The 21,317-nt window shown below is 44.8% G+C and carries 15 protein-coding genes; 10 read left to right on the forward strand and 5 right to left on the reverse strand.

Annotation, left to right across the window (positions count from 1 at the left end; translation table 11 throughout):
* Nucleotides 1–39: 39 nt before the first annotated feature.
* The gene (locus AO382_RS09155) at nt 40–744 is read right to left on the reverse strand and encodes a YgfZ/GcvT domain-containing protein (RefSeq protein ID WP_064620415.1); all 705 of its coding nucleotides are present in this window, start codon (nt 742–744) and stop codon (nt 40–42) included.
* A 185-nt stretch (nt 745–929) separates the two neighbouring features.
* Between AO382_RS09155 and AO382_RS09160 the strand changes: the two genes are divergently transcribed.
* From AO382_RS09160 to lnt, 5 genes are all read left to right on the forward strand, one after another.
* The gene (locus AO382_RS09160) at nt 930–1,268 is read left to right on the forward strand and encodes a zinc ribbon domain-containing protein YjdM (RefSeq protein WP_064620417.1); all 339 of its coding nucleotides are present in this window, start codon (nt 930–932) and stop codon (nt 1,266–1,268) included.
* 39 nt (nt 1,269–1,307) lie between these two features.
* Nucleotides 1,308–2,600 (forward strand): glutamate-1-semialdehyde 2,1-aminomutase, encoded by a 1,293-nt coding sequence (hemL, locus tag AO382_RS09165; protein ID WP_064620420.1) that lies wholly within the window; start codon nt 1,308–1,310, stop codon nt 2,598–2,600.
* Between the two features lie 102 nt (nt 2,601–2,702).
* Nucleotides 2,703–5,507, forward strand: coding sequence for a preprotein translocase subunit SecA (gene secA, locus AO382_RS09170; RefSeq protein WP_064620423.1), 2,805 nt, complete (start codon nt 2,703–2,705; stop codon nt 5,505–5,507).
* Between the two features lie 170 nt (nt 5,508–5,677).
* Nucleotides 5,678–5,974 (forward strand): hypothetical protein, encoded by a 297-nt coding sequence (locus AO382_RS09175; RefSeq protein WP_049238229.1) that lies wholly within the window; start codon nt 5,678–5,680, stop codon nt 5,972–5,974.
* A gap of 263 nt (nt 5,975–6,237) precedes the next feature.
* Nucleotides 6,238–7,830, forward strand: coding sequence for an apolipoprotein N-acyltransferase (gene lnt, locus AO382_RS09180; RefSeq protein ID WP_064620426.1), 1,593 nt, complete (start codon nt 6,238–6,240; stop codon nt 7,828–7,830).
* A 241-nt stretch (nt 7,831–8,071) separates the two neighbouring features.
* Here the strand turns inward: lnt and AO382_RS10735 are convergent, their stop codons facing one another.
* Complete coding sequence (locus AO382_RS10735; protein WP_154806267.1) at nt 8,072–8,287, reverse strand: hypothetical protein; 216 nt, start codon at nt 8,285–8,287, stop codon at nt 8,072–8,074.
* On the opposite strand from AO382_RS10735, the gene AO382_RS09190 reads away from it, so the two are divergent.
* Nucleotides 8,274–10,889, forward strand: a complete 2,616-nt coding sequence (locus tag AO382_RS09190) for a transferrin-binding protein-like solute binding protein (RefSeq protein WP_064620432.1) — start codon at nt 8,274–8,276, stop codon at nt 10,887–10,889. The genes AO382_RS10735 and AO382_RS09190 overlap by 14 nt on opposite strands.
* Before the next feature lie 18 nt (nt 10,890–10,907).
* Here AO382_RS09190 and AO382_RS11325 read toward each other — a convergent pair whose 3' ends face one another.
* Nucleotides 10,908–11,030, reverse strand: a complete 123-nt coding sequence (locus AO382_RS11325; protein WP_258865190.1) for a hypothetical protein — start codon at nt 11,028–11,030, stop codon at nt 10,908–10,910.
* Between the two features lie 70 nt (nt 11,031–11,100).
* Between AO382_RS11325 and AO382_RS09195 the strand changes: the two genes are divergently transcribed.
* The 4 genes from AO382_RS09195 (at nt 11,101) to AO382_RS09210 (ending at nt 18,331) form a co-directional block, all read left to right on the forward strand.
* The gene (locus AO382_RS09195) at nt 11,101–14,097 is read left to right on the forward strand and encodes a lactoferrin/transferrin family TonB-dependent receptor (protein WP_064620436.1); all 2,997 of its coding nucleotides are present in this window, start codon (nt 11,101–11,103) and stop codon (nt 14,095–14,097) included.
* Nucleotide 14,098: 1 nt separating this feature from the next.
* Entirely contained in the window at nt 14,099–15,739 is a 1,641-nt protein-coding gene (locus AO382_RS09200; protein WP_064620438.1) for a surface lipoprotein assembly modifier, read from the forward strand.
* A 226-nt stretch (nt 15,740–15,965) separates the two neighbouring features.
* Nucleotides 15,966–16,352 carry a hypothetical protein gene (locus tag AO382_RS09205; protein ID WP_064620441.1) on the forward strand — a complete coding sequence of 129 codons (387 nt, stop codon included), beginning with the start codon at nt 15,966–15,968 and terminating at the stop codon, nt 16,350–16,352.
* A 182-nt stretch (nt 16,353–16,534) separates the two neighbouring features.
* On the forward strand, nt 16,535–18,331 hold the full coding sequence (locus AO382_RS09210; RefSeq protein WP_064620444.1) for an aminopeptidase P family protein: 1,797 nt from the start codon (nt 16,535–16,537) through the stop codon (nt 18,329–18,331).
* 15 nt (nt 18,332–18,346) lie between these two features.
* On the opposite strand, the gene AO382_RS09215 is transcribed toward AO382_RS09210, so the two are convergent.
* Nucleotides 18,347–19,729, reverse strand: a complete 1,383-nt coding sequence (locus AO382_RS09215; protein WP_064620446.1) for an anthranilate synthase component I family protein — start codon at nt 19,727–19,729, stop codon at nt 18,347–18,349.
* A 177-nt stretch (nt 19,730–19,906) separates the two neighbouring features.
* Entirely contained in the window at nt 19,907–21,139 is a 1,233-nt protein-coding gene (locus tag AO382_RS09220) for a beta-ketoacyl-ACP synthase II (RefSeq protein WP_064620449.1), read from the reverse strand.
* Nucleotides 21,140–21,317: the final 178 nt, after the last annotated feature.

The raw sequence follows: 21,317 nt of genomic DNA on the forward strand, positions 1-21,317 counted from the left end.
ATTACTTCCGTTTTTATTAGCCTGATGTAATCATAAGGCTTAGTCTGATCGCCCCACATCTGCCTGCAGAGCTTCTGGCAGCGACAAAATCTCAAAATCTGCCAAATCTGCAGGGCGTGCAATGACTAAGGCTTCATAGCCCAAATCGGTTTTTGTGGCATTAACCACACTGACAGACCCTATGCTGCTGCCAGCATCTGGCACCTCTCCTTTGCCTAAGATACGGTGCAAATAAGCCTTTGGGCGAGCCTTAAAATACAGACGCGCGACAATCTCCTGACCCAAATAGCATCCTTTATCATACGCCACCCCTCCTTTTTGGTGCAGGCGAAGTTCTTGGGGTTGATACATCTCGCTGGTTTTGGCAGTCAGCCAATAATTGCCTGTCTCGATACTTAATTGCTCCCATTGCTGAACATCGCTTTTTTGGTGATGGTCAAAGGTTGGCTGACCATCTATGATGTGCGGATAGATTGGCTCGGCTGACGATAGGGCGATTTTGGAGAATGCGCCAAATTTTTTGATGTGCATTGCCAAAGCCTGTGCCATATCGGCGCTCACAACGATGCCAAAACCTGCCAAAGTACGCACTATCCAAAGTCCAAATTGTACACGCCCTTTTAAATTACAAATTGCTGTCGGCAAAAACTGCTCACCAATATCAGCGATATTAGCGGTAATTTGCCCTTGTAAGAATTTTTCACTGTCTGTACCAGTCATTTCAAAATAACAAAAATCAGTCATGGTTTGTCTCTTATTTAAAAGTTGTCATCATAAATATTGGGGCTGTTTCATCAAATTATAGGATAAATTTGATGGCAGATGTTAAATTTTTTGTACAAAATACCAGTGAACATAACAATTAACCCCTAAAATCGGTTACAATAAGCAGTTAAGTTTTTTATTGAGAATCAATTTAAGGTGAAATCATGAACTTACCTGACTGTCCGCAATGTCATGAATCTTATACTTATGCTGATGGCGCGCTGCTGATTTGCCCAATGTGTGCTCATGAGTGGCAAGAAGGTGATGAAGCCGATGAAGCCACTGTGATCAAAGATGCCGTCGGTAACGTGCTCCAGGATGGCGACGCGGTGACAGTGATCAAGGATTTAAAGATCAAAGGCTCAAGCACACCAATCAAAGTTGGCACAAAAGTCAAATCCATTCGCTTGATTTATGACGCCCCTGATGATCACGATATCGATTGTAAAATTGACGGCTTTGGTGCCATGAAGCTCAAATCCTCGGTCGTCAAAAAAGCTTAATTGTCTCAACTTCATTTAATGTATCATAAGGACGCAGCCATGACACACATTCGCCCAACCAATGAAAAATTATTCAATGACGCCAAACGCCACATAGCAGGGGGAGTTAACTCGCCTGTGCGTGCTTTTGCCGGCGTGGGCGGTGTGCCAGTGTTTGTGCAGCGTGCAAAAGGCGCTTATATTTATGACACCGAAGGTCATGCTTATATTGACTATGTCGGCTCATGGGGTCCGATGATTTTGGGTCATGCGCATGATAAAGTCATCGATGCGGTGAAAGCTGCCGCAGAAGATGGACTGTCTTTTGGTGCGCCGACGCCTTCAGAGACGACGATGGCGGATTTGATTTGTCAAATCGTCCCAAGCATTGATTTGCTACGCATGACAAGCTCAGGCACAGAAGCTACGATGAGCGCAATTCGATTGGCGCGTGGCTATACAGGTCGTGATAAAATTGTCAAATTTGAAGGCTGTTATCATGGGCACTCTGACAGTCTGCTTGTCAAGGCAGGCTCGGGGATGCTCGATATCGGTGAGCCGACTTCAAAGGGTGTGCCTGCAGATTTTGCCAAGCATACGGTGACTTTACCATATAATGACATCGAAGCGCTGACCGCGTGTTTTGAGAAATTTGGCGATGAGCTTGCCTGCGTGATTTTAGAGCCGATCGCTGGCAATATGAACATGGTAATCCCAAGCCATGAGTTTCATCAAACCTTGCGTCAATTATGTACCGAGTATGGTGTGGTGCTGATTTTTGATGAGGTGATGACAGGCTTTCGTGTCGGTCTTGGCGGTGCTCAAGCACATTTTGGCATTACACCTGATTTGACGACTTTTGGCAAGATTATCGGTGCAGGATTACCGGTTGGTGCGTTTGGCGGTAAGCGTGAGATTATGGAATGTATCGCACCACTTGGTGGCGTCTATCAAGCAGGGACTTTATCAGGCAATCCATTGGCGATGCGTGCAGGCAAGGCGATGTTTGATGAGCTGACTGGTGAAGGATTCTATGAGTCGCTTAGCAAAAAGACCGACTACCTGATCAAGGGCTTAAAAGTGGCCGCTGATAAGCATGGCATACCTTTTGAGACATGCGCGGTAGGTGGTATGTTTGGTATTTTCTTTACCGATCAGTTGCCAAAGAATTTTAATGATGTTGCAAGTCGCTGCGACGCCAAAAAATTCGCTAAATTCTTTCATGGGATGCTAGATTTGGGCATTTATTTGGCGCCATCAGCCTTTGAGGCGGCATTTATGAGTGCAGCACACACCTATGAAGATCTGGATAAAACCATCGAAGCGGCAGATCAAGTATTTTCACAATTATAATTTGGTTGGGTGTTTTTGACAGTTTGGCTCACTGGTTTAAGCTGACAAAACCCTTCGCCCATTGGAATAGATAAGTGATCTATTCTTGACGGAAAATTAAGTATGTTTACAAAAATCATCAGTACAGTCATCGGCACAAAAAACGACCGCGAGCTTAAGCGTATGCGCAAAGTGGTCACCAAAATCAACAGTTATGAAGCAGGTATTCAGGCACTGTCCGATGAAGAATTGCGCCAAAAAACTGAGGAATTTAAGCAGCGTCACCAAGCTGGCGAAAGCTTGGATAAGCTGCTGCCAGAAGCTTTTGCCGTTTGCCGCGAGGCATCTAAGCGCGTCAATGGCATGCGCCACTACGACGTGCAGCTGATCGGTGGTATGACCCTGCACGAAGGCAAGATCGCCGAGATGAAAACCGGGGAAGGTAAGACCCTGATGGCGACCTTGGCGATTTATCTGAACGCCATCAGTGGCAAAGGCGTGCATGTGGTGACTGTAAACGACTACTTGGCAAGCCGTGATGCCGAGTTGAACCGTCCGTTATTTAGCTTTTTGGGCTTGACGGTGGGCGTGATCTACAGTCAGCAGCCGCCCCAAGAAAAATTTGCCGCTTATCGTGCTGACATCACTTATGGCACCAATAATGAATACGGTTTTGATTATCTGCGCGATAATATGGTGTTTAGCTTAAGTGAAAAAAAGCAGCGTCCGCTGAACTACTGCATCATCGATGAAATTGACTCAATCTTAATCGATGAGGCGCGTACGCCGCTGATCATCTCAGGTCAAGCCGAAGACTCAGCGCATCTGTACGCTTTGATTGATAAGATCGTTGAGCGTTTGGTGCGATCCAAAGATGAAGAAGAAAATAAAAACAACACCGATGGCGATTTTTGGATCGATGAAAAAAACCGTACCATTGAGATCAGCGAAAAAGGCTATGAAAAGATCGAGGCTTTTTTGGTGGAAGTCGGTGAACTTGGCGAAAATGAAAGCTTGTACAGCCCAGCACGCTTGCCTTTATTAGCGCATGCTCAAGCCGCCATACGCGCGCATCATCTATTTGTCAAAAATATTCATTATATCGTTCAAGATGGCGAAGTGATTATTGTTGATGAAAATACAGGTCGTACCATGCCAGGTCGCCGCTGGTCGGATGGTCTGCATCAAGCGGTCGAAGCCAAAGAAGGCGTGGAAATCCAAGCCGAAAACCAAACGATGGCGACCACCACTTTCCAAAACTACTTCCGCTTATACGATAAATTGTCGGGTATGACAGGAACGGCAGATACTGAAGCTGCGGAGCTTAAGTCTACCTATGATTTGGATGTGGTGATCATCCCAACCCATCGTCCGATTGCGCGGATTGACATGGATGACCAGATTTTCTTGACCAAACTTGGTAAATATCAAGGTATCATTCGTGAGATTAAGCAAATCACCGAAAAAGGCGCCCCAGTTTTGGTGGGTACTGCCACCATTGAGGCATCCGAGGAGTTGTCGTATTTATTAAATCAAGAAGGCATTACTCATAATGTGCTAAACGCCAAGCAGCATGAGCGTGAGGCAGACATTATCGCACAGGCAGGCAGACCACGCGCTGTAACGATTGCCACCAATATGGCAGGTCGTGGTACGGACATCATTTTGGGCGGTAATTGGCAAGCAGAGCTTGATGCGCATGAAGTCATCACCGATGAGATGCGCAGTGAGACACAAGCGGCTTGGCAGGCGCGCCATGATGCGGTTCTGGCGGCGGGCGGCTTACATATCATTGGCTCTGAGCGTCATGAATCACGCCGCATTGATAATCAGCTGCGCGGACGCGCTGGTCGTCAAGGTGACCCAGGTCAATCGCGATTCTTCTTGTCGCTTGAAGATGATTTGATGCGCATCTTTGCTGGCGACCGCATTACGAATATGTTCCGCGCCATGGGCTTAAAAGAAGATGAAGCCATTGAGCATAAAATGGTTTCTCGCTCTATCGAAGGCGCTCAAGGCAAGGTTGAGGCACGAGATTTTGATGCTCGTAAAAGCTTGCTTAAGTATGATGACATTGCCAATGAGCAGCGTAAGGTCATCTACTCACAGCGCGATGATTTGTTGGCAGAGATGGACTTGCAAGAAGGCATCAAAGCCATGCATCACGAGGTGTATAATGCACTGATTGACCAGTTTGTGCCGCCAGGTTCGATTGATGATCAGTGGAATATTGATGGCTTAGAAGATGAAATCGAAGAGGCGTTTCGTTTTTATATGCCGATTAATGATTGGCTAGATGCCGACCGTCGCTTGGACGAAGACGGCTTGCGCGCCAAAATCATCGAAACTGCCATTGAGCGCTACCAGACGCGCCGTGAGCAGATGGGCGAACAAACAGCGGCGCAGCTTGAGCGCCATTTCATGCTATCTAGCCTAGATCGTCACTGGAAAGAGCATTTGACCCAAATGGATCAATTAAGAAAAGGGATCCATCTGCGCAGCTATGCCCAAAAAAATCCAGAACAAGAGTATAAGCGTGAATCATTTGAGCTATTTCAGTCGATGCTTGGCGCGATCAAATCTGATTTGATTCAAGATTTGGCGCGCGTACATGTGCCGACGCCTGAAGAGCTTGCTGCCTTAGAGGAGCAGCGTCGTCAGCAGGCTGAGCAGATGCGTATGATGTTTGAGCACAATGAGATAAATCTCGATGGCAGCCAAACGCCAGATGCAGATCTGGATCAGGCAGAATCTCGCCCAACTCAGCGTATGACCCTGACATTGGGGGGCGCCGCACCCGTGGTGGCGGAAGATGCTCACATCATACCTGATGAGGAACTGGTGATTCCTGAGCATATCAACAGAAATGCGCCTTGTCCTTGTGGTTCTGGCCTGAAATATAAACAATGCCATGGCAAACTAAGCTAGTCTTTATCGGTGGTGATGGACTTTGGGTGTTGACTGTTTAAGCTTGCGCCTAAGATTAGGGTTTTATAAAAAAACTGTGCTATACTAAGCTAATTGTAAACCACTCTCATTTAAAGCGCATGTTGCGTCATGAGATTGGCTATTTACTTAAAAAGTAAGGAAGTGACACCATGAAACAAACCATTTGGCAAGTCGTGGCAATATCTGCTGTGTTGGCGTTGTCTGCTTGTGCACAAAAAACCGAAGACGCCACCGCTGAGCCAGTCGAAGAAAAAGAAGTCCCTATGTCGGCTGAGCCTGCCGAACCAGTGATTGTTGTGCCCAGTGATTCGTCTGAGTCATCGATTGAGCAGGTGGTACCTGAAGCATTCGCTGACGGCGATACCACCCAGATCGCTGAAGTAGTAGAAATTGATGAGACGGCAGAGACTGCCACTCAAGACGCTGAGGTTCAAGAAGGTCGCTGATCTTGGTTTGACTCGTTGATTCAGACGCTGTTATTAGCAGCCTTGGTTTTTGATGTATCAAGGTCGGGCTGCATGTTTGAGTGTTTTGAATCATTTAAGTGATGACTGCATGAATTTATCTTGCAAGTGCATGAATCAAATATGTCGCCTTGACTAAAGGCTCTTTAATAGTCAGTTTACTCAATTGCCATTTTGCCTAAGTTGTGAATACAACCGATTGGGTAAAATGGTGTTTTATCATTTCTTAATATCATCATTATCTCATGACCCGAATCGCCACCGCTTCATTTAGAACCAGAGCCAACACCCAATCACGCCTGCCGTTTGCTGCTGCAGCGATGCTTGCATTATTTTCTGGCGCAATCTTTAGTTTGGCATTGGCGCCATATTATTGGGTGCCGGTCGCTATTTTGTCGCCCATACTATTATATGTGGTGCTTAAGGACTGTCAAAGTGCCAAGCAGGCTTTTTGGTTGGGGGAGCTGTACGGCTTTGGCACTTGGGCGGTGGGCGCATTTTGGCTGTATCACTCCATTCATTATTATGGCGGAGTACCAAGTTGGGCTGCACTTGTATTAATTGGGGTAATGTCGCTGATTATGGGGCTGTTTCATGCCTTGATGGCATGGGCATTTGTTCGATTTAGTGCCAGGCAGCCCATGTCTTTTGCAGGATTTTGGATACTCCAAGAATGGCTAAAAACTTGGGTTCTATCAGGATTTCCTTGGCTTTTTGTGGGCTATGCATTTACAGATATCAGTTGGCTAAATGGTATTGCACCGATTTTTGGCGTGTTTGGGCTGTCATTTTTGGCAGTATTTATCGGGGCGGCCATCATAGAGCTATTTCGCCGTAATATTGGACATGTGATCATTGGCGGTGTTTTGACGGGCGCTGCTGTGATTATTTCGGTGATTGGGATAAATTGGACAAAGCCAACAGGCAAGCTGACTTCCGTTTCACTCATCCAAGGCAATATTCCACAAGACCTAAAATGGCAAGAGGGTTTTGGTGTGCAAACCTTGGGGATTTATGCAGGATTATCACAATCTGAATGGGGGCGAGATTTGGTGGTTTGGCCAGAGGCTGCCATTCCGCTATTTCAAGACGAAGCCAGCGACCACATCAATGCTCTAGCAAAACAGGCAAACGCTGATGGCAGTGCATGGATAACGGGCATTATGTATCGCAAGACACCAAGCGATGCATCAAATCAGGCTGCATTTTATAACAGTATGATGTTATACGATGCCAATCAAGTATCAGTTTATAAAAAACAGCAGCTTGTACCATTTGGTGAATATGTACCATTTGGCGGTGTGTTGGATATTTTACCAGGGCTTGAGGGTGTCGCTAGCCTAAGCCGTGGCGATGATAAGCAAACACCGCTCAAATTGGGCAGCGGTGTGGGTGATACGATTGGTGCGGCAATTTGTTATGAGGTGGCATATCCTGAGACTACTCGCAAAAATGCACTTGGCAGTAATTTTTTATTAACCGTCTCAAATGATGCTTGGTTTGGTACAACAGCAGGTCCTTTACAGCATTTACAAATGGTGCAAATGCGAAGCTTGGAGACGGGGCGATGGTTTGTGCGTGCAACGAATAACGGCGTCACTGCGTTGATAGATCACCGAGGCGGCGTGGTTAGTCAGATACCGCAGTTTCAGCGAGATATTTTGCGAGGTGATGTACCCAGTTATGTTGGACGCACGCCTTATATGGTTTGGGGGCATTATCCCATGTTGGGGCTTTCTTTGGTGCTGATTTTTCTTAGTATCATGGCAAAGAAAATGAAAAATACCACGGCTAAACGAGAAAAATTTTATACCGCTGATGGTGTGGTAGACCGCTGAGTATTGATTGATATTAGCATATTTGCCGATTTTTGCCCCTTTGGGCGTGAGAGTATTAGCAGATTAGGCGTTGGGGTGGGCTTTGGCTACGCCACTCATCAGCCTACCCTAAACCTGCCAAATATCACTGCCCAAAACCTAAACATACAATGGCTAAAAATATCAGAAAATAACTTGTTGTATTGTAAATTTTTATGTTATCATGTGATAATAATTATCATTAGTACCAAGATATCCATTGCTAAACTTCATCCCCCATCTTAACAGTTACCAAACGGTGAGCGGATTGTCCGATTGACAGCAAGCTTAGCATAACGGCATCGGCTGATTGTGCTTTTTGCCTTGTTGTGTGTTTATGGGAGTTGATTGCACTTTTCTTCGTGGTGGATGCTTGGGCTGATTTAGTAAAGCGGTCTTCATAACACACCAAACGAGACATCACCATGAGTACTGTCAAAGCCCCCCACATTTTCTACCAAAAACGCACCCTTAGCCTTGCCATCGCCAGTATTTTTGCTGCCGTGGTGATGACAGGCTGCCGCTCTGATGACATCAGTGCCAATGCACCCAATGTTACCCAACTGCCCCAAGGCACGGTTTTACCAACGCCGAACACAGGTCATGACAACACCAATAATGCCAATAACGCCAACAATCAGGGCAACAACACGGATAACAGCACCAGCACAACTGACCCAAATGGCGATAACAACCAACTGACACAAGCACAAAAAACTGCCGCTGCCGCAGGGTTTTTTGTGATGGGTAAAATTCGTGACACCAGCCCAAAAAATGACCCAGATTATAGCGATGATTTGATACAGCAGTGGCTAGGCAAATTATATGTTGGTATTAATGCCCATCGCCCAGATGGCATCGGAAAAGGTACAAACTTGCGTCAGCCCATCACCGCCAATGACATCAAACCCTTGTATTTTAACAAATTCCCTGCATTGTCTGATTTGCACTTAGACAGTGAACGCCATCGTTTTGACCCCAAAAAGATAAACACCATTAAAGTGTATGGTTATGGCAACTTAACAACACCCTCCAACAACAACACTCACATCAATCATCAGCAAGCTGATAATGCCAAAGCCGAAAAGCCCACCGATGCTTATGAAAATATCCGTTTTGGATATCTTGAACTACAAGGAAGCAGCCTGACCCAAAAAAATGCCGATAAACAAAATGAGCAAGACCGCATTCCCAAACCCATGCCCATTTTGTTTTATCATGGAGAAAACGCCAGTAGCCAGCTGCCCAGTGCTGGTAAATTTAACTACACAGGCAACTGGCTGTACCTAAGTGATGTCAAAAAACGCCCCGCCCTTTCAGCATCAGATGATCGAGTGGGGGTCTATCTTAATGCCAGTGGCAAAGCCAATGAGGGCGATGTCGTCAGTGCCGCCCACATTTATCTAAATGGCTTTCAATATAAGCACACGCCTGCCACTTATCAGGTGGATTTTGATACAAACTCATTAACAGGCAAATTGTCTTATTATGACAATCCCAACCAGCAAACTGCCCAAGGCAACTATATCAAAAGCCAATTTGACACTACCAAAAAAGTCAATGAAACCGATGTGTATCAAATTGATGCCAAAATCAACGGCAACCGCTTTGTCGGTACAGCCAAATCTTTGGTTAACGAAAAAACACAAACCGCACCTTTTATCAAAGAGCTGTTCTCTGATGCTGCCAACCCAAACAACCCAAACCCTAATTCAGACACGCTAGAAGGCGGATTTTATGGTGAGTCGGGCGATGAGCTGGCGGGTAAATTTTTATCCAATGACAACGCATCTTATGTGGTCTTTGGTGGCAAACGAGACAAAACAGCTGAACCTGTCGCCACAAAAACGGTGTATTTTAGTGCAGGCTTTGAAAAACCCAACACCAGTTTTGTGGATAATGAAACAATTGGTGAAATTATTAACAGTCAAGGGTTAAATGATAGCATTGATGAATATTCAATTATTGCCAGTGATGATAGTTATTATGAATATCGTTGGGGCAAACCAGAGAAGCAGTTCACCAAAAAAGTCAGCAGCAGCACCCAAGCCGTGCCAGCTTATTTTGGGCAACATGATAAATTTTATTTTAATGGCAACTATTATGACCTATCAGCCAGTCATGTTGATAAATTAGCCCCTGCCGATGCTGTCAAAGCCAACCAATCCATTAAAGAAAAATACCCTGATGCCAAACTAAATAAAGACAACCAAGTTACCACCATCGTGTTACAAGAAGCCAAAGGTGGTAAGCCGTATACCGCCATTCGTGCCAAAAGCTATCAGCACATCAGTTTTGGCGAGACGCTGTATAACGATGCCAACCAAACCCCAACACGCAGTTATTTTGTGCAAGGCGGTAGGGCCGATACCAGCACCACGCTGCCCAAGGCAGGTCAATTCACCTACAACGGTCTTTGGGCAGGCTATCTTACTCAAAAAAAGGACAAAGGCTATAGCAATAATGCAGAAACCATCAAGAAAAAAGGCCATCAAGATTATCTGTTAACCGAAGAATTTATCCCAGAAGAAGATGACGATGGCAGTTTGGTCGCATCTGCTGACCTCCAAGATGATGATGCAGACGACGCCAATGATGATGGTGCAGACAATGTGTATCAAAAAGGTGATATTCGCCCCGAATTTGCCAACAAGCACTTGCCCATTAACGAGCCTACTTATGAAAAAACCTTCTCCTTAGATGGTAAAAATAAGGCTAAGTTTGATGTAAACTTTGACACCAACAGCCTGACAGGCAATCTCAATGATGGTAATGGTCATAGTGTCTTTAACATCAAAGATGGCAAGATTGATGGCACTGCCTTTACCGCCAAAGCCGATGTGTCCAATTATCGCCATGAAATAGGCAATAACAACAGTGGCGGATTTTTGTACGACATCAAAGACATTGATGTCAAGGGGCAATTTTTTGGCACAAATGGCGAAGAGTTGGCAGGGCAGTTACAGTATGACAAAGGCGATGGCATCAATGACACCGCCAAAAAAGCAGGGGCTGTCTTTGGGGCTGTCAAAGAGAAATAACGCCCCCCTCATCATCGTTTAGTCGTTTAGTCGCTTAGTCGCTTGACCGACAGTTGATGACGCCCTTGGCAATGCCTTAAAACAGCCTTTGAAATGGTGTCTTAAAACAATGTCTTGGGCGAATTCCTTGGATAAATACACCAGATTTGCCTTGGGCTAATATCTTGATAAAACATCGCCAGAAAATAGAAAATAAAGTTTAGGATTTTTTATGTCAAAATCTATCACACACACACCATCAGTCCATACCATGACCACGCACCGCTTAAACCTTGCCATCAAAGCGGCGTTATTTGGGGTGGCAGTTTTACCCCTATCCGTCTGGGCACAAGAGAACACTCAGACAGATGCCAACTCTGATGCCAAAGACACAAAAACACCTGTCGTCTATTTAGATGCCATCACGGTAACCGCCGCCCCATCTGCCCCTGTTTCTCGGTTTGACACCGATGTAACAGGGCTTGGCAAAACGGTCAAAACCGCTGACACGCTGGCAAAAGAACAAGTACAGGGCATTCGTGATTTGGTGCGTTATGAAACTGGGGTGAGTGTGGTTGAACAGGGGCGTGGTGGCAGCAGCGGATTTGCCATTCATGGCGTGGATAAAAACCGAGTGGGGATTACCGTAGATGGCATTGCCCAAATTCAATCCTACAAAGACGAATCCACCAAACGAGCTGGTGCAGGCTCTGGGGCGATGAATGAGATAGAGATTGAAAACATTGCCGCCGTTGCCATCAATAAAGGCGGTAATGCCCTAGAAGCAGGCTCTGGTGCGTTGGGCGGTTCGGTGGCGTTTCACACCAAAGATGTGAGCGATGTCTTAAAATCTGGTAAAAATCTTGGTGCTCAAAGCAAAACCACTTATAACAGCAAAAATGACCATTTTAGTCAGACGCTGGCAGCGGCAGGTAAAACCGAGCGTGTGGAGGCGATGGTGCAATACACCCACCGTAAAGGCAAAGAAAACAAAGCACACAGCGACCTAAATGGCATCAACCAAAGCCTATATCGCTTGGGTGCATGGCAACAAAAATATGATTTAAGAAAGCCTAACGAACTGTTTGCAGGCACAAGCTACATCACCGAAAGCTGTTTGGCAAGTGATGACCCAAAAAACTGCGTACAATACCCTTATGTCTACACCAAAGCCCTGCCAGATGGCATCGGCAATCGCAATTTTTCTGAGTTAAATGATGCTGAAAAAGCACAATATTTGGCGTCCATGCACCCCCACGAGGTTGTTTCTGCCAAAGATTATACAGGCACTTATCGGTTGTTACCTGACCCCATGGACTATCGTTCAGACTCGTATTTGGCACGCCTTAACATCAAAATCACCCCAAATTTGGTCAGTAAACTGTTATTAGAAGACACCAAGCAAACATACAACATTCGTGATATGCGTCATTGTAGTTATCATGGGGCAAGATTGGGCAATGACGGTAAGCCTGCCAATGGCGGCTCCATTGTCCTTTGCGATGATTATCAAGAGTATCTAAATGCCAATGACGCATCACAAGCATCATTTAGACCAGGGGCTAATGATGCCCCCATTCCAAAACTGGCTTATGCCAGAAGCAGTGTGTTTAACCAAGAGCATGGCAAAACTCGCTATGGGTTAGGTTTTGAGTTTAAGCCTGACACGCCATGGTTTAAACAAGCAAAATTAAACCTACATCAACAAAATATCCAAATCATTAACCATGACATTAAAAAATCGTGCAGCCAATATCCTAAGGTGGATTTAAATTGTGGCATCAGTGAAATTGGGCATTATGAATATCAAAATAATTACCGTTATAAAGAAGGGCGTACCAGTTTGACAGGCAAACTTGATTTTAATTTTGACCTGTTAGGTCAGCACGATTTGACGGTGTTGGCTGGTGCAGATAAAGTTAAAAGCCAATTTCGTGCCAACAACCACAGACACACAATCATTGACACCACCCAAGGCGATGCCATCATTGATGAAAGCACGCTGACAGCACAGCAAAGAGCCAAATTTAAGCAATCAGGGGCAGCGTGGATTGTCAAAAATCGCCTTGGACGCTTAGAAGAAAAAGACGCCTGTGGCAATGCCAATGAATGTGAACGCGCCCCCATTCATGGCAGTAACCAATATGTGGGCATTAACAACCTTTATACACCAAATGATTATGTGGATTTAAGTTTTGGTGGACGCTTGGACAAACAACGCATTCACAGCACCGATTCAAACATCATCAACAAAACTTACACCAATAAGAGCTATAATTTTGGGGCGGCGGTTCATCTGACACCTGATTTTAGCCTGTTGTATAAAACTGCCAAAGGCTTTCGTACGCCAAGTTTTTATGAGTTATACAACTATAACAGCACCGCCGCCCAGCATAAAAACGACCCTGATGTGTCTTTTCCCAAACGAGCGGTTGATGTCAAACCTGAAACTTCAAATACCAACGAATATGGCTTTCGCTATCAGCACCCTTGGGGGGATATTGAGATGAGCATGTTCAAAAGCCGTTACAAGGACATGTTAGATAAAGCCATACCGAACCTAACCAAAGCCCAACAAGAGTATTGTAAGGCTCATTTGGATTCCAATGAATGTGTTGGCAATCCACCCACGCCCAAAACCAGTGATGAGGTATTTGCCAACTTATACAATGCCACCATCAAAGGGGTGAGCGTCAAAGGCAAACTGGATTTGCATGCCATGACATCAAAGCTGCCAGATGGTCTTGAAATGACCTTAGGTTATGGTCATACCAAATTGGGGAAATTTGATTACATTGCACCCAAAGATGCCGATGGTTGGTATCAGGCTCGCCCTGCTTTTTGGGATGCCATCACCCCAGCACGCTATGTGGTCGGTCTAAACTATGACCACCCCAGTCAAGTATGGGGCATTGGCACAACTTTAACGCACAGCAAACAAAAAGATGAAAATGAGCTTAGTGCCCTTAGAATCCGAAATGGCAAAAGAGAAACACAAACCTTAACACGCACAATACCCAAAGCCTATACTTTAATAGACATGACAGGTTATTATAGCCCAACTGAGAGCATCACCGCCCGCCTTGGCATTAACAATGTGTTAAACACCCGCTACACCACATGGGAAGCGGCACGCCAACTGCCCAGCGAAGCTGCAAGCAGTACCCAATCAACCCGTTACATTGCACCAGGTCGCAGTTACTTTGCCAGTCTTGAAATGAAGTTTTAATATGACCTGTTTTTTATCAAAGACCAACCCTGCTTTAAAAGTCAAGCACAGACTTTTAAAGCAGCTGCTGTTATTGCTTTGTGTTGATACATTAACAGCACAGGCGTATGCCCACAGCCATCATATGCCCATTCATACGCCCACACATGAGATGCCATTTGCTGATGCTTTATCAGATGAAAGTTTGGGTAAAGATTTGGACAGTTTGGATAGCCCAGATGGTTTAGGTGATGGCTTAGGCGATGGTTTTACCAGTGATGACTTAAAGAGTGATAAAAGCCCCTTGCCCATCAATGCCTTGCCCATCAATGCCTTGACCGTTAATCAGAGCAATGAGAACCAGCCTGCCCCACCGACCGTAGATGTCAATTTTTTACTTGCCCAGCCAGAGGCATTTTATCATGTCTTTCATCAAGCGATTGTGCAAGATGATGTGGCGACATTACGCTTGTTATTGCCATTTTATGACCGCCTGCCTGATGATTATCAAGATGATGTTTTGTTGTTATTTGCCCAAAGCAAACTTGCCCTAAGTGATGGTAATACCAAACTGGCATTAAATCTGCTGACCGATTTGAGTAACAAAGAGCCAACGCTTACGGCGGTGAAATTACAACTTGCCTCTTTGCTGCTGACCAAAAAGCACGATAAACACGCCCAAATGGTGCTAGATGAACTCAAAGACGATGCCCACTTTTTAAAATTAAGCAAAAAAGAACAAAGATGGGTGCTGTCGCAAAGTCGCTATTTACATAAAAAATACAAAATGGGCTTGGATTTGGGCATCAACTATCTGCATTTGGACAATATCAATGCCGCCTCCACCATCACCCAGCCCAACATTAAAAAAGACGCCCCAAAACCTGCTCATGGGCTTGCCTTATCGCTTGATGTGAATAAATACACGCCACTTAGTCATGGCATCAGTATTTATACAGCCCTAGATGTTGATGGTAAGTTTTATGATGACAAAAGCCACAATGAACTGGCGATTTTTGCTCATGCTGGGCTAAGAAAAGACCACCAAAAAGGTTATGTTGATGTCGTGCCTTTTGTTGGGCGTATTTTTGCCACCAATCAGCAGCTGCATGGCAGATTATCCCCCAGAAAAGACAGTCAGGGCGTGGCGTTTGGCAGCCATCATCGGATCAATGATAAATGGCAAAATGCGTTTTTTGTACGCATGGAAAAAGGCAATTATGCCGAGCGTTATCAAGGTTATGATGGCAAGCGTTATCATGTGAATGACACCATTTTGTTGCAAGATGGCCCAAATCGTCGTTATTCTTTGGGCGTGGGGTATCAGCTTAGTCATCTGCAAGATGCAACAAAAAGCAGTCATGCCACAAAGATACATTTTGGGGTGTTGCAAAGATTGCCAAATGGTCTGACCGTGCAAGGTAGGGTGAGTGCTGAGCGTGAGCGTTATCATGGTAAATTATTGCGTCTGGTCAATCCCAATGATGTGTATCGCACAGATAAAACCCTAACCCTACAAACCTCCATTTGGCACAAAGACATTCGCTGGCTTGGATTAACGCCAAAGCTGACTTATCGTTACAGTAAAAATAACAGTAACTTGCCAGCACTTTATAGCCATAACAAACAAAATTTTTATTTGGAGCTTAGTCGGTCGTTTTAACTCAATTGTCTAAGAGTGGGTTAAGGTGGTTGGGCGTTTTTAATGGTTTTTAATCTTCAAAGCTGACTTGGTTGTGAATCTTGACATTTTGGGTTTAGACAACTTTGAATTGATAAAAGGAATTGTACAAAAAGCCATCGTTTGTTATATAATAAGGGTAATTCATTTTAGGTTTCATCCTAAAGTAACACATCACCCATCTTAGACTAAATTAGGCAGGTTACCCATGGCACACGATGCTTCAAATAATAACCCACTCAAAGAATCGCTAACAGCATTGATTGGTACTGTGCTATTACTTGTAATGATTGCAGGTATTGCAATTTCAGCATGGCTACGCCCAGCAGGCGAGCATCCTGCAAAGGCAGAGCAAGTAATGGCAGAGACTGCTGAAGTTGAAGTAGCTCAGCCAGCAGCTGCCGAGCCTGCCGCCGCTGACGCAGAGCCATCAGCGCAGCCAGAGGCTGAAGCTCAAGCAGCAGAGCCTGCACCTGAAGCGGCGCAGCCAGCAGCTGAAGCAGAAGCACCGAGCGATGCGCCTGCTGCCGAAGCCGCGCCTGCCGATCAAGCCGCAGCTACCGAAGCGGAAGCGGCTGCACCAAAAAGCAACTAATTCTTTTTCTTACTCTCAACCCTTGCGTGTTCCACAAGGGTTTTTTATTTTATTATTTGAGATCTTAAGATTGGCTGGATCGGATGTCTTATAATAGAGCAAATATCCAAACTTATGCTAAAATTAGAGGCGTTGATCATATCGATTCATGCAGATTTATCACAATAAAATAAGGAAGAGTTATGTTAGATTCAACAAATAAACATCAGCAGCGCGTCCAGTTTGCCCGTCAGACAATGGCAGCCGAAGGCATAAACGCGCTGATTATCCCATCAGCCGATCCGCATATGTCGGAGTATCTACCTAAATATTGGCAGGGCCGAGCTTGGGTATCTGGCTTTACAGGTTCTGTGGGAACGCTGGTTGTCACTCAGACATTTGCAGGCTTATGGACAGACAGTCGCTATTGGGTACAAGCACCCATTCAGCTGGCAGGTACGGGTATTGAATTTCAAAAAATGCAGATCGGACAACCGACTTTTACACAATATTTGGCTGATACATTACCAGCTGGTTCTAAGGTTGCCATCGATGGTAATGTATTGTCTGTAAATGAGTATGATAATCTAAAAACAGCATTTTTGGATAAAGATATTCAGTTAGTGACAGAATCAGATTTGTTGTCCAAAATTTGGACAGATCGACCACAGTTACCAGATGCCGCCATTTATGAGCATCCTGCTGAGTTTGTTGATACAACTGTTGCCGAAAAATTGGCACAGGTTCGTGCTCAAATCCAACAAAAACAAGCAGATGTTCATCTGATATCCAGCCTTGATGATATTGCTTGGTTATTAAATTTGCGTGGATCTGATGTGGAATTTAATCCTGTATTTTTATCACACTTGCTATTAGATGATACCAAGGCGACTTTATTTGTTGATATCAATAAGCTTGATGACAAAATACGCACCTCACTTGAGTCGATGGGCGTACAAGTTGCTGAGTATCAAGCGATTGGCGATGCGATTGCTCAAGTTTCAGGCAAGTTGTTAATTGACCCATCACGCGTTGCGATTGGTACTTTAAAGCAACTTTCTTCATCGGTTGAGCTGATTCGTGCGATGAATCCAAGTACAGTCATAAAAGCCATCAAATCTGAGGCAGACATTGAACATATTCGTGAAGCCATGCGTCAAGATGGTGCGGCACTTTGTGAATTTTTTGCCGAATTTGAAGCCAAAACATCACTTGGCGAGCATATCACCGAGCTTGATATCGATCGTATGCTCATCGAGGCACGCAGTAAACAAAAGCACTATGTTTCACCCAGTTTTGATACCATTGCAGGATTTCAAGCCAATGGCGCAATTGTGCATTATAGTGCAAGCAAAGACAATTACAGTGTGATCAAAGGTGATGGGCTGCTGCTCATCGATTCAGGTGCGCAGTATTATAATGGCACAACCGATATCACACGCATGGCAAGCGTCGGTCAGGTGAGCGATGATGAAAAATGCGATGTTACTTATGTGCTCAAAGCACATATTGGACTGGCACAAGCACAGTTTCCTGAAGGTTTGGCGTCATCGCAAGTAGATGCGTTAGCCCGAATCCATTTATGGCGTCAGGGTTTGGATTATAATCATGGTACAGGACATGGCGTGGGCTATTTTATGAATGTCCATGAAGGTCCGCAAGTGATTTCGGTATTTGCTCCAACAACGCCAGAGCGTGTGCTTAAGCTTGGCATGGTGACCACCAATGAACCTGGATTGTATCGTGAAGGTCAGTGGGGCATTCGTTTAGAAAATTGTGCTGTCTGTGTCGAGGCTGGTCGCAGTGAGTTTGGCACATTTTTAAAATTTGATGATTTGACTTTGTGTCCTTTTGACACTCGTCTCATTTTGCCCAGCCTTTTGACTGAAGATGAAAAATCTTGGCTAAATCACTACCATCAGCGTGTGCATGATGAGCTGATTGATCGTGTCAGTGGTGCAGCTAAAGACTGGCTGATTGAAAGAACCAAAGCCATCTAAGACTTAAATTAGGCACTATTTTGGCTGAGACATTTTTGCCAAAATAGTGCCAATTTTATCTTGGCATTCTTGATATTCATCATCAACATCAGACTTGATGGTAATGCCACCACCTGCCCAGATCTCGCATTCTTGCCATTTTTGTAGTGTGCGAATTAATACATTCCAGCTGCCTGTACCATCAAAATTCATATAGCCCATCGTCCCACAGTAGGCACCACGAGGTGAGGTTTCAAGCTCATGGATAATCTCGCATGCGCGTTTTTTGGGTGCACCTGTGATAGAGCCAGCTGGCAGTGAGCCGAATAAGACGGTAATTGGATGCGTATCACTGAGCGTCGCTGTAACAGTGCTGACCATGTGATGCACATTTTTAAAGCTTTCGATGGCAAAACGCTTGGGCGTTTTGACCGTACCAATTTGTGCATATTTGCCCAAATCATTTCTGAGCAAATCCACAATCATCAGATTTTCGCTGATGTCTTTTTCGCTGTCTGCAAGAGATTGTTTAAGCTCATCATCTATCATAGGGTCTGCATGGCGTGGGCGTGTGCCTTTGATGGGCTTGGTAATCAGATGGATTTTACCGTTTGTTTTGTGAAATTCAAAAAATAGCTCTGGTGAGATAGACAGCAGTTCAAATTCTCCTAATTGTAAAAATCCTGCAAAAGGTGCATGCATTGTATCTTGTAAATTAGGTAAGTGGCTTGCCAAATGGTCTAAATGAGCATACCATTTTTGGGTTAGGTTGATTTGATAAGTATCGCCTGCTTTCAGATATTCTTGGGTTTGATAAAACGCTTTGGCATACTTTGCCTTTGTCCAAATAGGCTGAAAGTCAATAGGCAAAGCTGTGGGCAGGCAACGACATAATAAGTCAGATAACTGATGGGTAATACGCTGAAAAAATTCAGAACAAACGCCCATGCCAATTAAGTCATAGCCACCTTTGATGGGCTGAAGATAAATGTCATAATGTGCCAAATAGCCACAAGGTTGATTTGGCTTGATGGCAATTTGATGATTTAACTGATGTGCTGATAAATCATAGCCAATAAATCCCATAAATCCATGCACATAGCTGCGATGAGTTGAGCCATTATGATAATCATCGAGATTCATTTGATTGGCATATGCCATCAGCTCATGCTGCCAGTTGTCATAAGTAGATGGGTAGCGTTGTTCATTCGCACGCTTTGCTCCATGTACTTGACGAGTTTTTTTGTGAATGTACAGATTTTTATCAAAAGTGGCTGTCCATGCAACCTTAGGACAAATCCCAATCACAGGGCGATGTGCATTATTTAAAAAGCACACTTGCCAATCAGGATGATGTGTTGCGATGAGAGCCGTGATTTGACTTGGGGTGTATGTGGTGGCAAAGTGATGTTTTAGCATTATCAAATGGCAAATAAAAATGCAAATTGTAAAGCAAAATGCACAAAAGAAAAAGGGGAGTGGTCTGATTGCTTCAGTTTAGCTTGAAATACTTGAAAAGTTAAACCGTTGGATTTGACAAGATGGCTGTTATGTTTAATAAGGTCACAGGGATGCCGTCCCCATGACCTTGTTGTCTTAATTGTTAAATTTTTGGATAACTAAAGCGGCGTTGGTGCCCCCAAAGCCAAAGCTATTACTCATCACACTATTGAGTGCTGTTTGACGAGTTTGGGTAACGATGTCAAAGTCTTTGGCAGCGTCATCTAAATTTTGGATATTAATTGTCGGAGCGATAAACTCATGGTTCATCATGAGCAGACAATAGATCAGCTCTTGGGTACCTACCGCACCCAAACTATGACCTGTCATGGATTTGGTTGAGCTGATGGGCGGTGTTTGCTTTGCTCCACCAAAGACGGTTGCGATGGCGTTAAGTTCTGTGATATCTCCAAGTGGTGTACTGGTGCCGTGGCTATTGATGTAATCAACACTGGCTAATCCTGCTTGGGCAAGGGCGATTTGCATACATCTGACCGCACCTTCGCCACTTGGTGCGACCATTTCTGCACCGTCTGAAGTTGCACCATAGCCTGTAATCTCTGCTAAGATCGTCGCCCCACGGGACTGTGCTGATTCCAGACTTTCAACAACAACCATACCACCACCGCCTGCAATCACAAAGCCATCACGATCTTTATCATAGGGACGACTGGCTGCTTGTGGGGTATCGCTGTACTGCGTACTCATCGCCCCCATTGCATCGAACATACACGACTGCGTCCAATGCTCACTTTCACCGCCGCCTGCCAGTACGATGTCGGCTTTGCCAAGTTGAATCAGCTCCATGGCATGACCGACACAGTGGCTTGAAGTGGCACAGGCAGACGATAGCGAGTAAGACAAGCCCTTGATTTTTAGCCCCGTCGCTAAGGTGGCAGATACCGAGCTTGCCATGATTTTGGGAACTGCCATTGCACCTACGCCACGCAAGCCTTTTTCACGCATGGCATCCACAGCTGCCACAACATCAGCAGTAGAAGCACCGCCCGATGCTGCAACCACCGAAACCCTAGGATTGTCAGCGATGGTGTCAATGCTAAGCCCTGCGTTTTTGATTGCTGATAAAGCACTGATATATGCATAAAGGCTGGCGTTGCTCATAAAGCGCTTTAATTTACGATCAATGCCTGTGGTGTCCAAGTCATCATGATCTATACTACCTGCCACGCATGATTTAAATCCCAAATCGGCATATTCTTGCTTAAAGCGAATGCCTGAACGCCCATTTTCTAAGGCCTCCTTGACGGTATCTAAATCATTACCCAAGCAAGAAACAATGCCTGCACCTGTGATGACAACTCGTTTCATAATTTCATCCTAAAAAGTTTACAGTTGTAATCTTGCTATTGTAACAAATTATTCCAAAACTTAGGGAAATTTTCCCAAAATTTTCATAAAAATAGGTGAAAATGACCAAAGATAGATAAGGATTGACCAAATATTGAGTTATTCATCAATTGGCGACGGTATTTATGAACATTTAATA

It is taken from the genome of Moraxella catarrhalis, assembly GCF_001656295.1.
GTDB lineage: Bacteria > Pseudomonadota > Gammaproteobacteria > Pseudomonadales > Moraxellaceae > Moraxella > Moraxella veridica.